Annotated in this window: 19 protein-coding genes and 2 tRNA genes; 16 read left to right on the plus strand and 5 right to left on the minus strand. The window is 71.0% G+C overall.

All coding sequences use genetic code 11. The features are described 5' to 3' along the window. Positions 1 to 43 precede the first annotated feature (43 nt). On the plus strand, positions 44 to 880 hold the full coding sequence (locus ACIQM3_RS31290; protein WP_401630310.1) for a GNAT family N-acetyltransferase: 837 nt from the start codon (positions 44 to 46) through the stop codon (positions 878 to 880). 38 nt (positions 881 to 918) lie between these two features. On the opposite strand, the gene ACIQM3_RS31295 is transcribed toward ACIQM3_RS31290, so the two are convergent. After that, the gene (locus ACIQM3_RS31295) at positions 919 to 1,434 is read right to left on the minus strand and encodes a DsbA family protein (RefSeq protein WP_401630311.1); all 516 of its coding nucleotides are present in this window, start codon (positions 1,432 to 1,434) and stop codon (positions 919 to 921) included. A 154-nt stretch (positions 1,435 to 1,588) separates the two neighbouring features. On the opposite strand from ACIQM3_RS31295, the gene ACIQM3_RS31300 reads away from it, so the two are divergent. From ACIQM3_RS31300 to ACIQM3_RS31310, 3 genes are all read left to right on the plus strand, one after another. Beyond that, a complete protein-coding gene (locus ACIQM3_RS31300) occupies positions 1,589 to 2,047 on the plus strand; it encodes a hypothetical protein (protein ID WP_401630313.1) in 459 nt (152 codons plus the stop codon). A gap of 322 nt (positions 2,048 to 2,369) precedes the next feature. Continuing rightward, the gene (locus ACIQM3_RS31305) at positions 2,370 to 3,389 is read left to right on the plus strand and encodes a LacI family DNA-binding transcriptional regulator (RefSeq protein WP_401630315.1); all 1,020 of its coding nucleotides are present in this window, start codon (positions 2,370 to 2,372) and stop codon (positions 3,387 to 3,389) included. 187 nt (positions 3,390 to 3,576) lie between these two features. After that, positions 3,577 to 3,732, plus strand: coding sequence for a hypothetical protein (locus ACIQM3_RS31310; protein WP_401630317.1), 156 nt, complete (start codon positions 3,577 to 3,579; stop codon positions 3,730 to 3,732). 109 nt (positions 3,733 to 3,841) lie between these two features. On the opposite strand, the gene ACIQM3_RS31315 is transcribed toward ACIQM3_RS31310, so the two are convergent. Both ACIQM3_RS31315 and ACIQM3_RS31320 read right to left on the minus strand, forming a co-directional pair. Beyond that, a complete protein-coding gene (locus ACIQM3_RS31315) occupies positions 3,842 to 4,399 on the minus strand; it encodes a CGNR zinc finger domain-containing protein (protein ID WP_401630318.1) in 558 nt (185 codons plus the stop codon). A gap of 405 nt (positions 4,400 to 4,804) precedes the next feature. Beyond that, complete coding sequence (locus tag ACIQM3_RS31320) at positions 4,805 to 5,218, minus strand: SsgA family sporulation/cell division regulator (protein WP_003959770.1); 414 nt, start codon at positions 5,216 to 5,218, stop codon at positions 4,805 to 4,807. Between the two features lie 190 nt (positions 5,219 to 5,408). Here ACIQM3_RS31320 and ACIQM3_RS31325 point away from each other — a divergent pair, with 190 nt between their 5' ends. From ACIQM3_RS31325 to ACIQM3_RS31355, 7 genes are all read left to right on the plus strand, one after another. Then, a complete protein-coding gene (locus ACIQM3_RS31325; RefSeq protein ID WP_401630320.1) occupies positions 5,409 to 5,864 on the plus strand; it encodes a TIGR02611 family protein in 456 nt (151 codons plus the stop codon). A gap of 54 nt (positions 5,865 to 5,918) precedes the next feature. Beyond that, positions 5,919 to 5,990, plus strand: a tRNA-Val gene (locus ACIQM3_RS31330). A 209-nt stretch (positions 5,991 to 6,199) separates the two neighbouring features. Continuing rightward, positions 6,200 to 7,486, plus strand: coding sequence for an ABC transporter substrate-binding protein (locus ACIQM3_RS31335; protein ID WP_401630322.1), 1,287 nt, complete (start codon positions 6,200 to 6,202; stop codon positions 7,484 to 7,486). Between the two features lie 10 nt (positions 7,487 to 7,496). After that, positions 7,497 to 8,489 carry a carbohydrate ABC transporter permease gene (locus tag ACIQM3_RS31340; protein WP_401630324.1) on the plus strand — a complete coding sequence of 331 codons (993 nt, stop codon included), beginning with the start codon at positions 7,497 to 7,499 and terminating at the stop codon, positions 8,487 to 8,489. Continuing rightward, a complete protein-coding gene (locus tag ACIQM3_RS31345; RefSeq protein WP_401630326.1) occupies positions 8,486 to 9,346 on the plus strand; it encodes a carbohydrate ABC transporter permease in 861 nt (286 codons plus the stop codon). The genes ACIQM3_RS31340 and ACIQM3_RS31345 overlap by 4 nt, the downstream gene beginning before the upstream one ends. A 46-nt stretch (positions 9,347 to 9,392) precedes the next feature. Beyond that, on the plus strand, positions 9,393 to 9,941 hold the full coding sequence (locus ACIQM3_RS31350; protein ID WP_401630628.1) for a hypothetical protein: 549 nt from the start codon (positions 9,393 to 9,395) through the stop codon (positions 9,939 to 9,941). Positions 9,942 to 9,996: 55 nt separating this feature from the next. Beyond that, positions 9,997 to 12,744 (plus strand): Tat pathway signal sequence domain protein, encoded by a 2,748-nt coding sequence (locus ACIQM3_RS31355; protein ID WP_401630328.1) that lies wholly within the window; start codon positions 9,997 to 9,999, stop codon positions 12,742 to 12,744. On the opposite strand, the gene ACIQM3_RS31360 is transcribed toward ACIQM3_RS31355, so the two are convergent. Further along, positions 12,741 to 15,164 (minus strand): SCO7613 C-terminal domain-containing membrane protein, encoded by a 2,424-nt coding sequence (locus tag ACIQM3_RS31360; protein WP_401630330.1) that lies wholly within the window; start codon positions 15,162 to 15,164, stop codon positions 12,741 to 12,743. The genes ACIQM3_RS31355 and ACIQM3_RS31360 overlap by 4 nt on opposite strands. A gap of 91 nt (positions 15,165 to 15,255) precedes the next feature. Here ACIQM3_RS31360 and ACIQM3_RS31365 point away from each other — a divergent pair, with 91 nt between their 5' ends. Both ACIQM3_RS31365 and ACIQM3_RS31370 read left to right on the plus strand, forming a co-directional pair. After that, complete coding sequence (locus tag ACIQM3_RS31365) at positions 15,256 to 15,702, plus strand: SRPBCC family protein (protein ID WP_401630332.1); 447 nt, start codon at positions 15,256 to 15,258, stop codon at positions 15,700 to 15,702. Positions 15,703 to 15,741: 39 nt separating this feature from the next. Beyond that, a tRNA-Val gene (locus ACIQM3_RS31370) sits at positions 15,742 to 15,813 on the plus strand. 61 nt (positions 15,814 to 15,874) lie between these two features. Here ACIQM3_RS31370 and ACIQM3_RS31375 read toward each other — a convergent pair. Continuing rightward, a complete protein-coding gene (locus tag ACIQM3_RS31375; RefSeq protein ID WP_399234662.1) occupies positions 15,875 to 16,600 on the minus strand; it encodes a 3'-5' exonuclease in 726 nt (241 codons plus the stop codon). A gap of 194 nt (positions 16,601 to 16,794) precedes the next feature. Here ACIQM3_RS31375 and ACIQM3_RS31380 point away from each other — a divergent pair, with 194 nt between their 5' ends. The 3 genes from ACIQM3_RS31380 to thrS all read left to right on the plus strand — a co-directional run bounded on the left by ACIQM3_RS31380 (position 16,795) and on the right by thrS (position 20,713). Then, positions 16,795 to 17,394: a DUF4365 domain-containing protein gene (locus ACIQM3_RS31380; RefSeq protein WP_401630334.1), complete on the plus strand. Its 600-nt coding sequence runs from the start codon at positions 16,795 to 16,797 to the stop codon at positions 17,392 to 17,394. Continuing rightward, positions 17,394 to 18,635: a hypothetical protein gene (locus tag ACIQM3_RS31385; RefSeq protein WP_401630336.1), complete on the plus strand. Its 1,242-nt coding sequence runs from the start codon at positions 17,394 to 17,396 to the stop codon at positions 18,633 to 18,635. Before ACIQM3_RS31380 ends, ACIQM3_RS31385 begins: the two co-directional genes overlap by 1 nt. Positions 18,636 to 18,736: 101 nt before the next feature. Then, a complete protein-coding gene (thrS, locus tag ACIQM3_RS31390) occupies positions 18,737 to 20,713 on the plus strand; it encodes a threonine--tRNA ligase (protein WP_401630338.1) in 1,977 nt (658 codons plus the stop codon). The last annotated feature ends 3 nt before the right edge of the window (positions 20,714 to 20,716 follow it).

Here is a 20,716-nt window from a genome sequence, read left to right on the forward strand (position 1 = left end):
AAAAAGGGGTGACGGCCCGCCGCCCAGCGGATAGAACGACCTGATGACCACGACCATCCGGCCGGCCGAGCCGGTCCAGCAAGGCGCCGACGGCGTGCGGACACGGACGTACGACGTGTGCGACAACGGGCGGCCCGTGGGCGCCGTCGCCATCTCCACCGACCCGGCGTTCGGCGCCTCGGCGGGCATACTCCGGTCGCTCGGCATCGACGAGGCGCACCGGAGGCGTGGCCGGGGGACCATCGCCGCGCTCGCCGCCGAGGAGGTGCTCCGCGGCTGGGGCTGTACGCAGGTCCGCCTGGTGGCCCCAGTGGACAACCATGCCGCCCGCGCCCTGGCGACCGTACTCGGCTACGACGAGCGCAGCCGCAACATGCTGAAGACCCTCCGGCGGACCGCCCCCGCACTGCCCGCCGGGGTCACCGGACGTCCCATGACGGAGCAGGAGTACGCCGCGTGGGCGGCGACCAGCGTCGACACGTACACGCAGGAGTGGGTGGAGCGCGGCGTCCCGGAGGAGCAGGCGCGGCGCAAGTCCGAGACGGACCACGCCACCAACCTGCCGGACGGCCTGGCCACCCCCGGCATGTACTTCCACGTCCTCGTCCACGACGGCGCCGTCCTCGGCTATGTCTGGGTGGCGCGGCGTGACGTGCCGGACGGTGACGACCTCGGATACGTCTTCGACGTGGAGGTGCGCGAGGAGTACCGGGGGCGCGGATACGGCCGGGCGCTGATGCACCTGGCGGAGGAGATCACGCTCGACGCCGGCCTCGGCCTCCTCGGCCTGCACGTCTTCGCGGACAACACACCCGCGCTGCGGCTGTACGAGTCGCTCGGTTACGAGGTGACGCAGTACAACCTGGCCAAGGCGCTGTGACCTAGCCGCAACGCCCGGCCGCCGACACCGCCGGCCTGTCAGCCCTGCCCGGCGAGCAGGCGGTCGGCGATCTCCTCGATGCGCGCGAGCAGCCCGTCCTGGCTCTTCCCGCCGTCCAGCCGCTCGTCACCGATGACGTACGTCGGGGTCCCCGTGACGCCGATCGCCTTGCCCTCGGCCTGGTCCGCGTCCACGATCAGCAGATGCCGTCCGTCGATCAGGGCGGTGTCGAACTCCTCGGCGTCCAGCCCCAGTTCGCCCGCCACCTCGAGCAGCAGGGGCTCGCCCGCGCGTGCGAGGTCGGCGGTGCGGGCCAGGACGGCCTCGATGTACGGCCATCCCTTCCCCTGGACGGCGGCCTCCTCGGCGGCCTGAGCCGCGGCGTACGCGTGCTTGTGCTTCTCCAGCGGGAAGTGGCGCAGCCGCACCTCCAGCCGGTCACCGTAGCGGGCGCGCAGCGCGTGGACGTCGGAGAGGGCCCGGTGGCAGTCGGGGCACTCGAGCTCGCACCAGAGGTCGAGGACGACCGGTGCGGCGGAGGGGGAATCGCTCATGAAACCAGTCTTCCAGGCCGGACCCGCGCTTCCCAATCGGGACCTGGGGAGGACCGCGGCCCTGAAATGTCCCTGATGTGGGCCCGCACCGTGGCCCGTGTGGCAGTGGCCGGTGCAGGATGGAAGGGACGTATCCCGATCGCTGGAGGCACCGATGCTTGCCGAGACCATCTGTTCCGCGGTGTCGGCGGCGGGTTTGGGCATCGCCGCGATCACCGCGTACCGAAAGCGGTTCCTCACGGCGACCCGGATCGCCGCCTACTCGCTCGTGCCCGTCGGGCTGGTGATGACCGGTGTCGTCGAGTGGGTGTCCGGCATCGTCTTCAAGCCGAGCGTCTGGATCGGCTTCGGGCTGCTGGCCGTGGCCTGGCTGCTCTTCGTGACCACGCGTGCGGTGGAGCGCCGAAGCGGCTCGACCCGCAAGGAGCGCAAGGCCGCGCGGGCGGCGGAGCAGGGTGCCGCGGTGGCACCGGGCGCGTCGTCACCCTCGCTGACCTCCGGGGCAGGGGCGACGGCCCCGCAGGCGCGGGAGAAGCAGAAGAAGCAGCAGGCCGCCGCGCCCGGTGAGGACTTCAGTGACATCGAGGCCATCCTGAAGAAGCACGGGATCTGACAGGCCGCCCGGGCCGTCCGTCCCGTCCGGAGAGGCCCGGTGGCATGCAGCCGGGGCACGCACGAGATCTGAATCGATTCATGGCCGACCCCGGGCGGCGGAATGCCGACGTCCGTCCCGGGTCTGGGTATTCTCGGGGTTGCGCCGCCCCGATCTTGACGGTATCCCGTGGATGCGGTTAGCGTCCCGAACGGATTGAAACAATTCAATCCGGTGGGCGCGGCCCGGGCGACGGCGCGACGGACCGTGCTGGACGTCCGTCCGAGGATCAGGGCCCGGCGCCGACGCGCGGCGGCCGGACGGCATCAGTGGGGCAGGGCAAGTGGGGCGTGTGGCAGGGATCAAGGATGTGGCCCGGCAGGCCGGAGTCTCGGTGGGCACGGTCTCCAATGTGATCAACCGTCCCGAGGCGGTGCTGCCCGACACCCGGGCCCGTGTGCTGGCGGCGATCGAGGAACTCGGATACGTACGCAGCGAGTCGGCCAGGCAGCTCCGGGCGGGCCGCAGCCGCATCATGGCCCTGCTCGTGCTGGACATGGGCAACCCGTTCTTCGTCGACGTCGCGCGCGGCGCCGAGCGCGCGGCCCGGGAGGCCGGTCTCGGCGTGATGGTCTGCAACAGCGGCCAGAGCCCGGAGGAGGAGGCCGAATATCTCGGGCTCTTCGCCGAGCAGCGGGTCTGCGGCGTGCTGGTCACCCCGGCCGACGCGACCGGCGGCAACCTCGAGGCCTTCGCCCGCCACCGGATCCCCTATGTGCTGGTCGACCGCGTGGCAGCCTCCACCGACAGCTGTGCCGTCTCCGTGGACGACGTGCGCGGCGGCACGCTCGCCGTGGGGCATCTGGTCTCGGCGGGCCACCGGTCCGTCGCCTATGTGAGCGGACCCGGTGATCTCCACCAGATCAGGGACCGCCGCGAAGGCGCCCTCGCGGCGCTCGCCGAGGCGGGGCTCGGCCCCGAGGCGCTCGTGGAGATCCCCTCCGACCGCCTGGACGTGGCGGCCGGCCGCGACGCGGGGGCCAGGCTGCTCGGCCTCGTGCCCAGGCCGACCGCCGTGTTCTGCGCCAACGACCTGCTGGCGCTCGGTGTCCTGCAGTCGCTGTACGCCGCCGGCGTGCGGGTGCCGCAGGACGTCGCCATCGTCGGCTACGACGACATCGAGTTCGCCGCGGCCGCCGCCGTGCCTCTCACCTCCGTCCGGCAGCCCGCCGTGGTGATGGGCAGGATGGCGGCGGAGCTCCTCCTGGAGGAGGCGGACGACGAGGGCGGCGGCCACCGGCACCGCAGCGTGGTCCTCCAGCCGGAACTCGTCGTACGCGCCTCCAGCGCCGCCCCGCGCTGACCCCGGGCACCGGGCCGGCGGCGTACGGGGCCGAGAAGTACACCGGCGTCGGGACGTGCGGAGCGAACGCATGCGGGATCTTCGGACGCGGGAGCGATTCCCGTTCATCCTGAAGTGTGTGAACTCGCCCTGCGAAAAGCTTTGTTGATCGCCAACAGGGTGCACTCTGCGTCATGATCACTACGAGATGGTGGACACATACCGGGGCGACGTCCCCGCACCCCCCGCCGAGGAGCCGCGTGGCTGCCTCTTCGCGCTTTCCCAGCCGCCGCTGATGATCTTCTTGACGGTCGTCGGCGGCCTGCTGCTGATGGCCGCACTGCACGATCTCTTCCTGCTGTGAGCGGCCGTCGCGCTCCTTGCGCCGGGGGCGGACACCGCGCCCGGGTGCCCACCGTCCCGCAGGGCCGCCCACCTCCCGGGGGCGCCCGGACGGCGCGCCTGCGGAGGGTTCAGCGGGCGGCTTCGCGGCGCCGGGCCCGGTACGCGGCGACGTGGAGCCGGTTGCCGCAGGTGCGGCTGGAGCAGTAGCGGCGGGAGCGGTTGCGCGACAGGTCTACGAAGGCGTCCCGGCAGTCCGGGGCCTCGCAGCGCCGCAGCCGGTCCTGCTCACCCGCCACGACGATGAAGGCCAGGGCCATGCCGCAGTCGGCCGCGAGGTGGTCCGCGATGGAGGCGTCCGGCGCGAAGTAGTGGACGTGCCAGTCGTAGCCGTCGTGATCCGTGAGCTGCGGGGTGGTGCCGGCGGCGGCCACCAGGCTGTTGACCAGGTCAGCGGCCGTGCGGGCGTCGGGCGCGGCGAATATCTCGGCGAACCGGTCCCGGACGTCCCGAACGGCACGCAGGTCCTTGTCGCCGAGGGTCCCGACGCCGCTGATGTGGTGGCGCTCCGCGAAGGCGTAGAGCGCGGTGAGCTCCGCGAGCCCGTCGCCCGATTCGCTCTCCGGCGCGGTGTTCACCAGATCGACCACCGTTTCGAGGGCGATCCGGGTGTCGTGTGGGATCAGCACGCTTCGCTCCCTGGCCTCCGGCGGACGGGCGTCCACCGATGCGGGCTGACTCTACTGGCTCGGTGAAGGTGCCCAGGGGCCGGTACGGGCCCGGCGGGGGAGGGCGGAGCCCGTTTTCCCGGCCGGGCGGCGCCGGGGAGCGCACGGGCCTCTTTGATGGCTCCGGAGGCGTTTCTGTGGCAGAGGTGAGGCGCCTGGTGCGGATGCCGCGGGTGTGGCGAGGGCCGCCCCCACCGCGCTCCGAGCCTGCTCCCCCCCGCTGTGCTGGTCCCGCCGCCCCCCGCGCACACCGGCGCCGCCGCCGCGGTGGGTTCCGCGGCGACGGCGCCGGTGCCTGCCCTATGAGGTTGTCCGCGCGACGCCGTCTCCCCGAGTCGGACGGCGTCCCGCAGCTCTCGGCCTGGCTCAGCTCTCGGCCAGGATGTGTGAGAGCTCCGTATCGAGGTCGAAGTGACGATGCTCGGTGCCGGGCGGGACCGCGGCGTCGGTCCTCTTCAGGAACGACTCCAGGGCCCGTGCCGGGGCTTCCAGCAGGGCTTCTCCCTCCGGGGAGCTCAGTGCGATGCAGACGACGCCTTGACCGTGACTACGTGATGGCCAGACGCGGACGTCTCCGGTGCCGGTGGGCCGGTGCAGCCCCTCGGCAAGGAGGTCACGGGCGAAAACCCATTCGACCGTCTCCTCCGCTCCGGTGTGGAAGGTGGCGTGCACGGCATAGGGATCGGCCGTGTCATACCGCAGGCCCGCGGGTACAGGCAGTGAGGACTCGCTCGACACAACGAGGCGCAGGTGCAGCTCGCAGCTGACCGTGGTGTTCATAAGCGCCAGGGCCTTTCGCTCAGTGTGCGCTCGGGGATTCGCACGTCGGCGAAATCGACATGCCACCTACGGTGCCGTTGTAAACCCCTCTGACCTATTTGTGATGCTTCGGGTCGCTCGTGCGGCGGTGTGTAACTTTGGGTCATGCGTCCATTCCGGTGACGATCGAGGTTCCGGTAGGTTGGGCTTCATGAACGCGGAGAGTGACGAGCGGAAAGAGGTCGCCGCGACGGTGGCCGACAGTTCCGCTGCGGGGGACGGACGGGCGGCGGAGCGTGAGCTGGGGTCGAGGGCGCCCGGGTTCATCAAGGGATCGAGGGTGCTCCACCTGAGCTGGCAGGTGGGGATCTTCGTCGTCGGTCTCGCCGTGGTCGGGGCGGGCATCGTGATGCTGCCGTTGCCGGGTCCGGGCTGGCTGGTGATCTTCGGCGGCATGGCTGTCTGGGCGACGGAATTCGTCTGGGCGCAGCTCGTCCTGCGCTGGACCCGGCGCAAGGTCACGGAGGCCGCGCAGCGTGCCCTCGACCCCAAGGTCCGGCGGCGCAACATCATCCTCACCACGGTGGGGCTCGTGATCATCGCGGTGCTGGTCGGGATCTACGTCTGGAAGTTCGGCATAGTGATGCCGTGGAAGATCGAGCAGTGACCCGGTAGTGGTCCGGAGGCGCCGCTGACATGGGGTAATGTTTGCGGTGCGCCGGGGCGATTAGCTCAGTGGGAGAGCGCTTCGTTCACACCGAAGAGGTCACTGGTTCGAACCCAGTATCGCCCACCCCGGACCGATGGCCCGGAAGCTTCTGAGAAGCTTCCGGGCCATCGGCGTTTCCGGGTGTGCCTGTCGCCGCCGCCCCGGCCGCTTGTTCGGCCCGTCGTCCGGGCGTCGAAATTTCGTCCTAACCGTTGACGCGCCCCCTGCCGCTCCCTACTTTGACCCAGCAAGCGCTTTCTAAAACGATTCAATGCGAACGGTGGGGGCGAGCTATGTCTCGGAACAACGGCATGGACCGGCGGCAGCTGCTGAAGCTGGCCGGCCTCTCTGCGGCCGGTCTCGGCCTGACCGCGGCCGGCTGCGGCTCGGGCAGCGGCGGTTCCGGTGGTCCGGTCACCATCCGGCACTCCTGGTGGGGCGCGGACGACCGCGCGAAGAAGGTCCAGCAGTGCGTCGCCCTCTTCGAGAAGAAGCACCCGAAGATCAAGGTGAAGACGGACTTCCAGCAGTACCCGGACTTCTGGAAGAAGTTCAACACCCAGGCGGCCGGCGGCAACCCCCCGGACGTCATCCAGAACGCCGTGACCTTCCTGCGCAAGTACGAGGCGAAGAACGTCCTCCTCGACCTCAAGCCCCAGGCGGAGAAGGGCAACCTCGACCTCGGCGGCTTCCGCTCCGGGCTGGAGAAGTTCGCCGAGATCGACGGCAAGCTGCTCGGCGTGCCGGTCGGCAGCAACTCGATGGCCCTGGTCATCGACGAGAAGGTGTACGAGAAGGCCGGCATCACCCCCGAGATCGGCTGGACGTGGGACGACTGGCTGGCCGGTCTGGAGAAGATCAAGCGCGGCCAGAAGATCGCCGGTGACGCCGGACCCCACGGCGTGATGTACCTGTACGACCTGATCCTCCGCCAGAACGGCAAGGCCTTCTTCACCGAGGACGGCATGGGCTTCGGCGAGGACGAACTGCTGCCGTACTGGACCGAGGCCCTCGAGCGGGTCAAGTCGGGGCTCTACGCCGACCCCAACAAGGTCGAGCAGATCAAGCCCGCGTCGGCCACCGCCAAGGGCCTGTCCGCCGGCGAGTTCACCTGGGACAACTTCTCGGTCCGTTACAGCGCCGAGGGCAAGAGCAGCTACGGTCTCGCGCCCATCCCGAGCACCGACGGCAAGAAGACCGGCCAGTACCTGGGCTCGCTGATGCTGAGCGGCACGGCGAGGACCAAGCACCCCGCCGAGGTGGCAACCTTCATCAGCTTCATGACCCATGACCCCGAGGTCGCCCGCATCATGGGATACGACCGCGGAGTGCCCGCCACCACCGCGCAGTTCGAGGCCTACGAGCCCGCCGACGCCCCCAGCAAGGCCATCGGCGCGTACGAGACCGCGATCGCCGACGCGGGTGTCCTGGAGCCGATCACCCCGCACCCGGCCGGCGCCGACGTCATCGAGGCGGCCTTCCTGCGCATCGGCGCCGACCTGTCCCTGGGCAAGACCTCGCCGAAGGACTCCGTGAAGCAGTTCTTCTCCGAGGCGAAGACCGCCCTCGGCTCGAACTGAGAGGACCGAGGTGACTCACATCCACACCTCCCCGGGCGTGCTCGCAGCCGGGGACGACCGCTCCGTCGCCAAGCGGAACGGTCCCGGAGGAATCGCGCCGCCCCCCGCACAGAAGCGGCGGGACCGAGGCGAGAACCTGGCCGGCTATCTGTTCATGTCGCCCTGGATCGCGGGCTTCCTGTTCCTGATCGCCGGGCCGATGGTGTTCTCGCTGTACCTGTCGTTCACCGAGTACAACCTGTTCGAGGCCCCGCGCTGGATCGGCCTCCAGAACTTCACCGACATGTTCGCGGACCCCCGCTGGCGCCAGTCGGTCAAGGTCACCTCCTGGTACGTGCTGATCGGCACCCCGGTCAAGCTGGCCGCGGCCCTCGCCGTCGCCATGCTGCTCGCGCAGAAGCGGTGGGGCCAGTCCTTCTACCGCGCGGCCTTCTACGCCCCGTCCCTCATCGGGGCGAGCGTCTCGGCGGCCATCGTCTGGCGCGCCCTGTTCTCGGACGACGCGATCGTCGACCGTACGCAGAAGGTGTTCGGCGTCGAGGTCGGCGGCTGGATCGGCGACCCCTCGATGATCATCTACGCGCTGATCGCCCTCACCGTCTGGCAGTTCGGCGCGCCGATGGTCATCTTCCTGGCCGGCCTCAAGCAGGTCCCGCGCGAACTGTACGAAGCGGCCGAGGTGGACGGAGCCGGCCCCTGGCGCCGGTTCTTCCACATCACGCTGCCGATGATCTCGCCGGTCCTGTTCTTCAACGTCCTGCTGGAGACCATCCACTCGTTCCAGATCTTCGGCTCGGCCTACATCGTCAGCAACGGCAGCTGCGGACCGGCCGACGCGACGCTCGTCTACACCTGTTACCTGTACGAACAAGGCTTCGTGAACAGCCGCATGGGCTTCGCCTCGGCCATGGGATGGCTGCTGCTGCTCGCCGTCGGCCTGGTCACCGCCGTGCTGTTCTGGTCCCAGAAGCGCTGGGTGCACTACGAGGAGGGCGGCCGATGAGTCTCCTGACAGCAGCCGTACGCCGCCGGGGACCCGGCGCACTCGCCTGGCACCTCGGTGCGCTCGTCATCCTGGCCGTGGTCCTCTACCCGGTGGTGTGGACGATCGGGGCCTCGTTCAAGCCCAGCGCCGACATCATCGGTGGCCTGGACCTGTTCCCGGCGGACCCCATCGGTGACAACTACGCCCGGCTCACCGAGGGCATCGCCGACATCCCGATCTCGACGTTCTTCCTGAACTCGGCCTACATAGCCGTCGGTTCCGTGGTCGGCGTGGTGCTGTCCTGCTCGCTGACCGCCTACGCCTTCGCGAAGGTGCGGTTCGCCGGACGCAACATCATGTTCGCCATCATGATCGGCACCCTCCTGCTGCCGTACCACGTACTGATCATTCCGCAGTACGTGCTGTTCCAGAAGCTGGAGCTGATCAACACCTTCACCCCGCTGCTGATCGGCAAGTACCTGGCCACCGACGCCTTCTTCGTCTTCCTGATGGTGCAGTTCATGCGCGGCCTGCCCAAGGAGCTCGACGAGGCGGCACGGCTGGACGGCTGCGGGCATCTGAGGACCTACTGGTCCATCGTCATGCCGCTCTGCCGGCCGGCGCTCGTCACCAGTGCGATCTTCACGTTCATCAACGCCTGGAACGACTTCATGGGCCCCCTGCTGTATCTCAACGAGCCGGACAAATACACCGTCTCCATGGGGCTGAAGATGTTCATCGACCAGGACGCGGTGGCGGACTACGGAGGCATGGTCGCCATGTCACTGGTGGCGCTGCTGCCGGTGCTGGCCTTCTTCGTGGCGTTCCAGCGGTACCTGATCGACGGCATGGCCACCTCGGGCCTGAAGGGCTGACACCGTGGCGACGAAGACCCGTACACAGGCCAGGCGTTCGCGCGTCATGAACCGCTTCGCCCTGTTCTCCGAATGTCTGCTCGTCGGCGTGTGGATCGCCGTCGCCGCCCTGCCGCTGTTCACGTTCCCCGCGGCCTTCGCCGCGGGGACCCGGCACCTGCGCCGCCATCTCGACGGTGTCCACGGCGGACTGCGTGAGTTCGCGGACGACGCCCGGGCCGCCGCCCGCGGCGGATGGCTCGTCGGCGTGGCCGTGTGGGCCGCCGGGGGCCTGCTCTGGCTCGACCTGGCGGCTGTCCGCGCCGGGCTGCCCGGCGGGCCCTTCGTGGGCGCGGTCGGCATCCTCGCCATGATCGGCTTCCTGGTCGCCGTCGTACGCGCCGCCTCCTGCTGGGAGCCCGGGGCCCTCTGGCGCCCCCTCCTGGCCGAGGCCGGCCGGAACACCGTCCGGGACCCGGCCGGCTCACTGCTGCTCGTCTGCGGGATGGCCGTCGTCGTGCTGTCCGGCGCCCTGGTGCTGCCCCTGGCCGTCCCCGTCGTCGGGGCCGTCGCAGCCGCGGCCACCGCGGTGCGGGCGCGGCGGCTCTCCCACTGACCCGTACCTGTTCGTCCGTTCCCTGTCCCGAATCCGCACGGAGAGAGGCACACCCATGTCCAGGATGCCCCGCAGAACGCTTCTGAAGGCCGCGGCAGCGGCCGGCGCGGCCGCACAGTTCAGCTGGTCCCTCGGCGCCACTCCCGCGTCGGCGGCGGCCCCGGGCGCGGAGCACACCGGCGAACCCGTCACCCTGACCTGGCTGGAGTCCGGCGGGCTCGGCGCGGCGCCCGGCGCCACGCTCGGCGTGCCCTGGCCCAAGGGGCGGTACCGCAAGGACCAGACCTTCGCGCTGACCACCGAGGACGGCAAGGACGTCCCCGTGCAGTCGTGGACGACCGCCACCTGGCCCGACGGTTCCGCGAAATGGACCGCGCACGCCGTGGGCCCCGAAGCCGCCGGCGCGAAGAAGTTCGCCCTCGGCCCGGGCACGCCCGCGGCTCCCGCCCACAAGGTCGCCGTCAAGAGCACCGGGTCCACCATCACCGTCTCCACCGGCGTCATCACCGCGAAGATCGGGAAGTCCGGCTCCTCGCTCATCACCTCCCTCACCCGTGGCTCCACCGAGATCGCCAAGGACGGACGGCTCGTCCTGATCCGGCAGGGCGAGATCGAGGACGGCGACCAGGGGCGCGAGGCGTACGAACGGTTCGAGAGCGCCGTCACCACCACCGAGGTCGAACAGAGCGGTCCGGTACGCGCCGTCGTCCGGATCGAGGGCAAGCACCGCAGAGGGAAGCGCTCCTGGCTGCCCTTCTCGGTGCGGCTCTACTTCTACGCCGGCGCCGAATCGTTCCGCATGGTGCACACCATCACCTTCGATGGCACCCAGGAACCCGGGAAGGCGAGCGGCGACTTCATCCGCGGCCTCGGCGTCCGCTTCACCGTCCCGATGCGGGACGAGGCCTACGACCGGCACGTCCGCATCGGCGGCGAAGGCACCGGCATGCTCCGGGAAGCCGTCAAGGGCATCACCGGTCTGCGCCGCGACCCCGGCGCCGCGGTCCAGGCAGCCCAGTTCGAGGGCACGAAGCTCCCCGACCCCGCCACCTGGGACCAGCGTGTCACCAGCCGACTCCACCTCATCCCCACCTGGGGCGACTACACCCTCAGCCAGCTGTCCGCCGACGGGTTCTCCCTCCGCAAGCGCACCAAGAAGGGCCACGGCTGGATCGCGGCGGGCGGCGGCCGGCGGGCCTCCGGCTTCGGATACGTCGGCGGGGCGAGCGGCGGACTCGCCTTCGGCCTGCGCGACTTCTGGGAGAAGTTCCCCGCCCAGCTCGACATCCGCGACGCCCACACCGACGCGGCCGAAGTCACCCTGTGGCTCTGGTCGCCCGAGGCCGAACCGATGGACCTGCGCTTCTACCACGACGGCCTGGGCCAGGACACGTACGCCGAACAGCTCGAGGGCCTCAACATCACCTACGAGGACTACGAACCCGGCTTCGGCACTCCGTACGGCATCGCCCGCACCAGCGAACTCCTCTTCTGGGCCCACGACTCCACCCCCGGCGCCACCGCCCTGGCCCAGCAGACCGAGGCCGTCCGCACCCTCCCGCAACTGGTCGCTCCGCCGTCCCAGCTGATCGGCGCGAAGGTGTTCGGCGGACTGTTCTCCCCGGTCGACCGCTCGACCCCGGCCAAGGCGAAGATCGAGGACCACCTCGACTTCCTCTTCACGTACTACAAGGACCAGGTCGACATGCGGCGCTGGTACGGCTTCTGGGACTACGGCGACGTCATGCACTCCTACGACCCCGCCCGCCACCAGTGGCGCTACGACGTCGGCGGCTACGCCTGGGACAACTCCGAGCTCTCACCCGACCTCTGGCTCTGGTACGCCTACCTGCGTTCCGGCCGCGCCGACATCTTCCGCTTCGCCGAGGCCATGACCCGCCACACCGGCGAGGTCGACGTCTACCACCTCGGCGAGTGGGCCGGCCTCGGGACCCGGCACGGCATCCAGCACTACGCGGACAGCGCCAAGCAGCAGCGCATCGCCAACACCACCTACCGGCGCTTCTACTACTTCCTCACCGCCGACGAACGCGTCGGCGACCTGATGCGCGCGAACGTCGACTCCGACGAGACCTTCCTCGCCCTCGACCCGCTCCGCAAGATCCGTACCGAGCCCTACACACCGGACCGGCACGCCCTGTCCATCGGCTTCGGAACGGACTGGAGCGGGCTGGTCTCCGCCTGGCTCACCGAATGGGAGCGGGGCGGCCCGCAGGCCGCGAAGGCCGAGGCCCGCATCCTCGGAACCATGGAGACCATCGCCGCCCAGCCCAACGGCTTCGTCCAGGGCAGCGGCCTGTACGACCTCGACACCGGGAAGTTCGCCGTCGGCACCGAACCCGTTGTCAGCGTCTCGCACCTCTCGGCGGTCTTCGGCCTGAACGAGCTGTGCGCCGAGCTCATCGACCTCGTGGGCGCCGACGTGCCGAAGTTCGAGGAGGCGTACCTCGACTACTGCCGGTACTTCAACGCGACCAAGGCCGAACAGAAGGCGCGCTACGGCTCCGACTTCGGCAGCCTCATCCTCTTCCAGGGCCACTCACGGCTGGACGCCTACGCCGCGGTCCGTACGGGCGACGAGAAGCTCGCCGCCCGCGCCTGGGAGAAGTTCTACAACAGCGACGGATACAAGGAATCGGCCCCCTGGAAGACCGAGGAGGTGACCGGCCCCGTCACGACCGTCCCCGGGACCGAGGCCAACTGGGTCTACACCAACGACACCGCGCTCTACGGACTCGCCGCCATCGAGAACCTCGCGCTCGTCGGGGACAAGATGCCCTAACGCATCCGGCCCAGGCTCTCCCGCACCCGGCGCGCGTCGCGCAGCCGCTGCTCGTAGGTCGCCCCGACCGCGAGCAGCAGCAGCCCGGCGAGCGCCGGGGGCGCCCAGCGGGGGAGGGCGTCGAGCACCTGCACCACATGCGGGGCCAACTCGTGCAGGCCGACCAGGGCGAGCACCGAACCGCCCAGCAGCAACGGGGCCCGGAGCCGGAGACGGGCGCCCACCAGCGTGACCACCAGGGCAGCCGCGCCCAGCAGCAGGGGCCGCGGCCAGCCGGTATCGGTCCACGCCACCACCAGGCTCGGCACCATCGTCATCGAGAGACCCGGGCCGTACGCCACCCAGGAGGAGACGGCCGGGTCCGTGCGTCCCCGCAGATACCCCACCGCGAACGCGGCCACCGACACGGGCAGCGTGTACGCCTCAGGTGCCGTCACCCCCGAAGCCCCGAGCCGCACCCACATCGCCGCCACGAACAACGCCGCCGCCAGATACCCCGCGGCCGGCCGGCGCTCGGCACGCACCGCGCTCCCCGCCGCCAGCACTCCGCACAGAGCCAGCACCAGCGCGAGGAACGGCGCGTCCGTGACCGCGAGCCCCACGGCCACCAGCGCACCGAACGCCCCGGCGGCCTCCAGCGACAACGCCACCGCCGCCACCCGCAGCCGGGCCCCGAGCAACACCGTCACCGCGGGGACGGCCAGCACCACCGGAGCCGACTGCGGCGCGCTCCACCCCAGCGACGCCCCCGCCGCCGTAGCCACCACGATCGCGCACAGCACCGACCCGACGGCGAGCACCGACCGCACCACCACCGCCTGCGACCGGGCAGCCGCACCGGCGAACAGCATGAGCAGGCCCCCGAACACCGCGTACGTGGCCGGCTCGGCGGCCAGGGCGAGCAGCCCCACGCTCACCGCACCCACGAGCGCGCACGCCGGAGCGGCCGACGTGGCGCCACCGGGCCCCCGCCGCAGGGCGAGCGCGAGCAGCCCGCCCACCAGCAGCAGCTCCACGCACACCGCCACCGTGTACGGCACATCCGCCACCGCGAGCAGCGCGAGCACCGCACCCCAGCCCAGGACCGTCGCCCCGGCCTCCACGGCGACCCGCCACCCCCGAGGAGGCGCCACGAACGTCCCCCGAGCCCATCCGAGACGCAGCGCCACGAGCACACCCGCCACCACCGCGAGCACCACCGGGGACGCGGCCGACGCCGGCCACGGCATCGACGGCCCCAGCGCACCCCGGAACCCCTCCGGCGCCCCGGACCAGACGTCCGCCAGCCCTGACACCGGACCCAGCAGCACCGCCGCCATCACAGGAAGCGCCCACACCAGCGCACCCGCCGTGACCGCGGCGGAGGCCCCCAGCACACCCCGGCGCACCGGCTGCGGGACCCGGAGCCGGTGCACCGGCGACAACGCGAGACCGCAGAGCAGATACACCACGACCGACCAGTTCCAGGGCAGCCCCGCACGCGGCACACCGCCGACCGCGGCCACCGAGGCCAGGCCCGCCACCGCACCCGCGGCGACGGCCCACTCCTTCGGCGCGCGCCACGCCCCCGCCAGGGCCACCCCCGCGCCCGCCAGCAGCAGCGCCCCCGGGCCCACGGCCGCGAGAGGCCCACCGGCCGACACGGACAGCCCCAGACCGATCAGCAGCGCGACCGGACCGGTGACGCCCGCCCCGACAGCCGCCGTGACCCGCACCGCGAGCCCCCTGCCCCACGCCGCCACCGCGACATCGGCCGCCGCCGTCACCAGGAGCGCCCAGCCGAAACCGGCCGCGGACGCCCCCGCCGCCCAGGCGGTCAGCACCAGCGGCAGCTGCCCGGCCACCACGGCCGCGGGCAGCGGCACCCGCAGCCGGCCGAGCAGCAGTCCGTACAGGACCCACACCGCCGCCAGCACCGCCGACGCGACCGCCGAGAACACGAGCCCGTCGGTCCCCGGAGCGGCGACCGCGTGCAGGGCGACCGCGTCCAGCACCGTCAGCACCAGCGCCAGAGCGGCCACCGCCTCCGCGGTCGAGGGCAGCTTGCGCGCCAGCAGCAGGGCCGGCGCCACCAGCGCACCCGCAGTCACCGCCGCCAGCACCGCCGAACGGCCCGCGATGCCCATCTCGCCCCAGCTGAACAAGGTGAAGGCGATCGCCGCGACCGTCAGCAGCAGACCACCGAGGACCAGCAGCACATTCTGCGTACCGTGCGCGGGCGCCGACGGGGCGTACGGAACGGCAGGGGCCTGCGGCCGGGCGGCAGGCGCCGCGAAGGGCGACGGGGCGGCGGCCGGCGCGCGCAACACGCTCACCAGCCAGGCACGGCGGTTCAGCAACTGCAGCCGGCGGGCGTCCAGCCGGGCCAGTTCATGATCGAGGAGCGCCAATTCCTCGGCGGGCGGCGGCACATGTCTCATGTACGGGAGTGTGGCGGCCGCCACATCCTCGTGCATGCGTTCCCCTACTCAGTTCTGCCTCTGAGTAGGGCCGGGCGCGCAGACTGGAACCATGGACTGGAATCACTACCGCTTCACGAGCGTCTGGGAACTCCCCGCGCCGCCCGACACCGTCTACGCCGCCCTGGAGCGTGTCGAGGACTACCCCCGGTGGTGGCCCCAGGTCCGGGGGATCAGCCGCGTCGACGACTCCACGGCCAGGGCACGCTTCCGCTCGTCCCTCCCGTACGACCTCGTCCTGACGCTGCGGCAGCGCCACAACGACCCCGCCGCCCGGACCCTCGAAGCGGCGATGAGCGGCGACCTCGAAGGCTGGGCACGCTGGACCGTCGCCCCGCACAAGGGCGGCAGCCGCATCGTGTACGAGCAGGAGGCCGAGGTGCGCAGGGTGCTGCTGCGCCGGCTCGCCGTCCCCTGCCGCCTCCTCTTCCGCGCCAACCACACGCTGATGATGCGCGCCGGACGCCGCGGACTGGGGGCATGGCTCCAAGCGGTTTGAACGGAGACCGCCGAGCCCTGTATGGTTCAACCCGTTCCCGGGCGATTAGCTCAGTGGGAGAGCGCTTCGTTCACACCGAAGAGGTCACTGGTTCGAACCCAGTATCGCCCACCCGGGAAAAGCCGGTCCGTCAGTGTCATCGACGGACCGGCTTTCGTGTGCCCGGCGCCGGTCAGGCCGCCGCGGGGAGCTCCGGACGCAACGGCCACGCCGGATCCACGGCCTCCGGTGCGCCGTTCTTCTCGAACCACGCCTGCAGCCCACGAGCCTGAGCCGCGTGCCACACCGCCTGCAGCGAGTGCACCTCGGCCGGTGACAGCCGCTCCAGCCGGGCGGAGAACCGCCGCCCCACCGCCCGCACCAGTTCGAGCGACGCCGCCGCGTCGGCCGCCGCGTCGTGCGCGCCGTCCAGCGTGACCCCGTACAGCTCGCACAGGTCCGTCAGCGTGCGACGGCCCTTGCGGTACCGGTCCAGGTGCTTGTCCAGCACCCGCGGGTCCAGCACGCACAGCGGCTTGTTCCGCAGATAGCCGGCCAGCGACGACGCCCGGTGGCGCCTCAGTTCCCGGTCCAGCAGCGTCAGATCGAACGGCGCGTTCATCACGACCAGCGGCCGTCCCGTAGCGCACTGCTCCGCCAGCGCCCGGGCTATCTCCTCGACGACCGGCGCGGGCCAACGGCCGTTGCGCTGCAGATGGTCGTCGGTCAGACCGTGGATCTCGGTGGCGCCGGGCGGCACCGGAATCCCCGGATTGACCAGCCAGCGGGTGACGCGGAGCCGCCCGCCCGCCGCGTCCTGGACGACGAGGGCGGCCGAGACGATCCGGTCCTCCTCGACATCCACGCCTGTTGTCTCGGTGTCAAAAGCCGCCAGCGGCCCCTCGAACCAATGCATCATCCCCGAACTCCTCGCGCCTGCTCGGCAGATGGCGGGATTCCTCTGCCCGGTTCGGTGATACCCGCGCCCTATGCCTGATACGCCGTTTACGGCCCGCCTCCTGCGGTGACAACACAAGGGACGGGCACGGAAGTTGACCAGCCCGCCAGCGGAGACCGGGCAACCGGTCGGCACAGCCCGGAAGGCACGGAGCCATGGCGCTCGCGCAGCCGAACCCAGGGAGTCCCGCCCGCACCGAGGACCACGGGGGAAAGCCGCCGCAGCAGCGGAACGCACCACCGCTGCGCGGCTCACTCGCCACCACCGCCTGCATGGAGACCCTCCAGGTGGGCTACCTCCACGCGGTAGCGGCCGCGGCGGGCTGCTCGCTCTCGCAGCCCTTTCCCGACAACGGCATCGACTGGCACGTCAGCCACGGCGCCCCCGACCACACCGTCGACGACGAGGTGACCATCAAGGTGCAGCTCAAATGCACCTACCAGATCCCCCCGCACCCACCCGGCGCCGCGTTCTCCTTCACCCTCGACAACGCCCATCTGGTGAAGCTCGCGCGCACCCCGGTGTCGGTGCACAAGATCCTGGTCGTGATGCTCGTGCCCCGCAGCCAGGACGACTGGCTGCGGGCCGGACACGACCGGCTGGACCTGCGGCACTGCTGTTACTGGACGAATCTGGCCGGCCACCCGGTGACAGGCCGGCACCGGACCACCGTGCGGATCCCGACCTCGCGGATCTTCGACGACCGCGCGCTCTGCGACATCATGGCCCGGGTCGGGGCAGGAGGGAGACCCTGATGCACCGGTCGATGGACGAGCCCACCGGAGGGACGGTCCCGGCGGGCAGCCGCGCGCACCCGTACGCCGACGGCCCCGGTTCCGGAGGGGCCCCCGACCCCGCACGCGTCGACCCCGCCGTCCTCGGCGCCCTGCTGCGGCGCCATGGCTGGCACCGGCGCGGAGGCGCGCACGGACGCTACAGCCGCTGGGTCCCGCCCGGCCCCGCCACCGGCGGCACCAGCCTGCTCGTGCCGGACAGCACCGCCTTCCCCGACGGCGAGGAACTGCTCGCCGAGGCCCTCACCGCGCTCACCCGCAGCGCCGCCCCCTCGGCCCGCGACATCCTGGTCGGCCTCACCGTGCCCAGTGACGAGATCCGCTGGTGGCGTGACGTCCCCGAAGGCGCCTCGGGAGCCGCCGACTGGACCGGGGCCGACCAGCTGCGTACGGCGGCCCGGCAGATCCTCCTCGCCGGATCCCTCGCCGTACGCGGCCCGGCCGGCTACCACGGGGCCCGGCACCGGGGGAAAGCGCGGAGGGCCCTGGACGGCACCCTGGTCGGGCCCGCCGCCGACGGCCGCTGCCTCACCGCGTTCGTCCCTGTCACCTCGGGGCGGGCCGTCGCCGTACAGCTCTACGCGGCGCTGCACGCGGCCCGGGAGGCCGTCGACTACCAGCGGGCCACCGGCGGTATGGAAGCCTTCGACACCGCCGTCGCCGCCGGCGTCAGCCGGGAACTGACGGACGCGGTCGTCGCTCTCGTCCGGGGAGCCGAGGGCGCCAGGATCACGCTGGCCTGGGCACCCGCCGCCGGAACACCCGAAGGGTGTCCCGCGAACCCCGAGCCCGTCGAGTTCTCCCCGGGCGATCTGCCCGCCCTCCGCATGGCGGGAGCACGCTACCTGCAGGACGAGCCCGCCGTGCCCGTACGGATCACCGGGGCCGTCGTGCGGCTGCGCCGCTCAGGGCCGCGCGGCCCCGGCGTCGTGCGGCTGCGGGTGCTGGCGGGAGCCGAGGTGGCGCACGTACGGATCGAGCTCGACGAGGAGGCCTACCGCATCGCGGGCCACGCGCACCTGGTCGGACTCCCGCTGCGGGTGGAGGGCAGACTGGAGAACCGGGGCGGCTTCCGCCGGCTCGGCGGCGCCTCCCAGGTCACACCGGTGCAGGTGGACGAGGCCGAGCGGGACCGGCTGATGAAGTCGCTCCACGAGAACGTGGACTTCTTCGAGGAGGCGTGCACGGGGGACGAGGAGTAGCCCGCCCGGTATCCCTTTCGCGTCGAGGCCCCCCGGCTCGGTACGATTCCTCTTGCGCGCGCCAGAGGAAAGCGACGCACCCCCTCAGTCAGGAGAGACCGGTGTCAGACGTCCGTGTGATCATCCAACGCGATTCCGAGCGGGAAGAGCACGTGGTGACGACGGGCACGACGGCCGCCGAGCTCTTCCCCGGGCAGCGCACCGTCGTCGCGGCCCGGGTCGACGGCGAGCTGCGGGACCTCGCGTACGAGCTCGGGGACGGCGAGGTCGTCGAGCCCGTCGAGATCTCCTCCGAGGACGGCCTGAACATCCTGCGGCACTCCACCGCACACGTGATGGCACAGGCCGTGCAGGAGCTGCACCCCGAGGCCAAGCTGGGTATCGGCCCGCCGGTGAAGGACGGCTTCTACTACGACTTCGACGTCGAGAAGCCGTTCACGCCCGAGGACCTCAAGGCCATCGAGAAGAAGATGCAGGAGATCCAGAAGCGGGGCCAGAGGTTCTCCCGCCGGGTCGTGACCGACGAGGCGGCCCGCGAGGAGCTCGCCGGCGAGCCGTACAAGCTGGAGCTCATCGGCATCAAGGGCTCCGCGTCCACGGATGACGGCGCGGACGTCGAGGTGGGCGGCGGCGAGCTGACCATCTACGACAACCTGGACGCCAAGACCGGCGAGCTGTGCTGGAAGGACCTCTGCCGGGGCCCGCACCTGCCCACCACCCGGTTCATCCCCGCGTTCAAGCTCATGCGGAACGCGGCGGCGTACTGGCGGGGCAGCGAGAAGAACCCGATGCTCCAGCGCATCTACGGCACCGCCTGGCCCACCAAGGACGAGCTCAAGGCGCACCTGCTCTTCCTGGAGGAGGCCGCCAAGCGCGACCACCGCAAGCTCGGCAACGAGCTGGACCTCTTCTCCTTCCCGGACGAGATCGGCCCCGGCCTCGCGGTCTTCCACCCCAAGGGCGGCGTCATCCGCCGGGCCATGGAGGACTACTCGCGGCGCCGCCACGAGGAGGAGGGCTACGAGTTCGTCTACAGCCCCCACGCCACCAAGGGCAAGCTCTTCGAGAAGTCCGGCCACCTCGACTGGTACGCCGACGGCATGTACCCGCCCATGCAGCTCGACGACGGGGTGGACTACTACCTCAAGCCGATGAACTGCCCCATGCACAACCTGATCTTCGACGCGCGTGGCCGTTCCTACCGTGAACTGCCGCTCCGCCTCTTCGAGTTCGGCACGGTATACCGGTACGAGAAGTCGGGTGTCGTCCACGGCCTGACCCGCTCGCGCGGCTTCACGCAGGACGACGCGCACATCTACTGCACCCGCGAGCAGATGGCCGAGGAGCTCGACCGGACGCTCACCTTCGTCCTGAACCTGCTCCGCGACTACGGCCTGACCGACTTCTACCTGGAGCTGTCCACCAAGGACCCCGAGAAGTTCGTCGGCTCGGACGAGGCATGGGAAGAGGCCACCGAGACGCTGCGTCAGGTCGCCGAGAAGCAGGGCCTCCCGCTGGTCCCGGACCCGGGCGGCGCCGCGTTCTACGGCCCGAAGATCTCGGTGCAGTGCAAGGACGCCATCGGCCGTACGTGGCAGATGTCGACCGTGCAGCTCGACTTCAACCTGCCGGAGCGCTTCGACCTGGAGTACACCGGCCCGGACGGCACCAAGCAGCGCCCGGTCATGATCCACCGCGCGCTGTTCGGCTCCATCGAGCGCTTCTTCGCGGTGCTGCTCGAGCACTACGCGGGCGCGTTCCCGGTCTGGCTGGCCCCGGTCCAGGCGGTCGGCATCCCGATCGGCGACACCCACATCCCGTACCTCCAGGAGTTCGCCGCCGAGGCGCGCAAGAAGGGGCTGCGGGTCGAGGTGGACGCTTCCTCGGACCGGATGCAGAAGAAGATCCGTAACCACCAGAAGGCCAAGGTCCCGTTCATGATCATCGTCGGGGACGACGACATGAACGCCGGCACGGTCTCCTTCCGCTACCGCGACGGTTCGCAGGAGAACGGCATCGCCCGTGACGAGGCGATCGCCAAGCTCGTCGACGTGGTGGAGCGTCGCGTACAGGTGTGATCC

Source organism: Streptomyces sp. NPDC091271 (assembly GCF_044757505.1).
Lineage (GTDB): Bacteria > Actinomycetota > Actinomycetes > Streptomycetales > Streptomycetaceae > Streptomyces.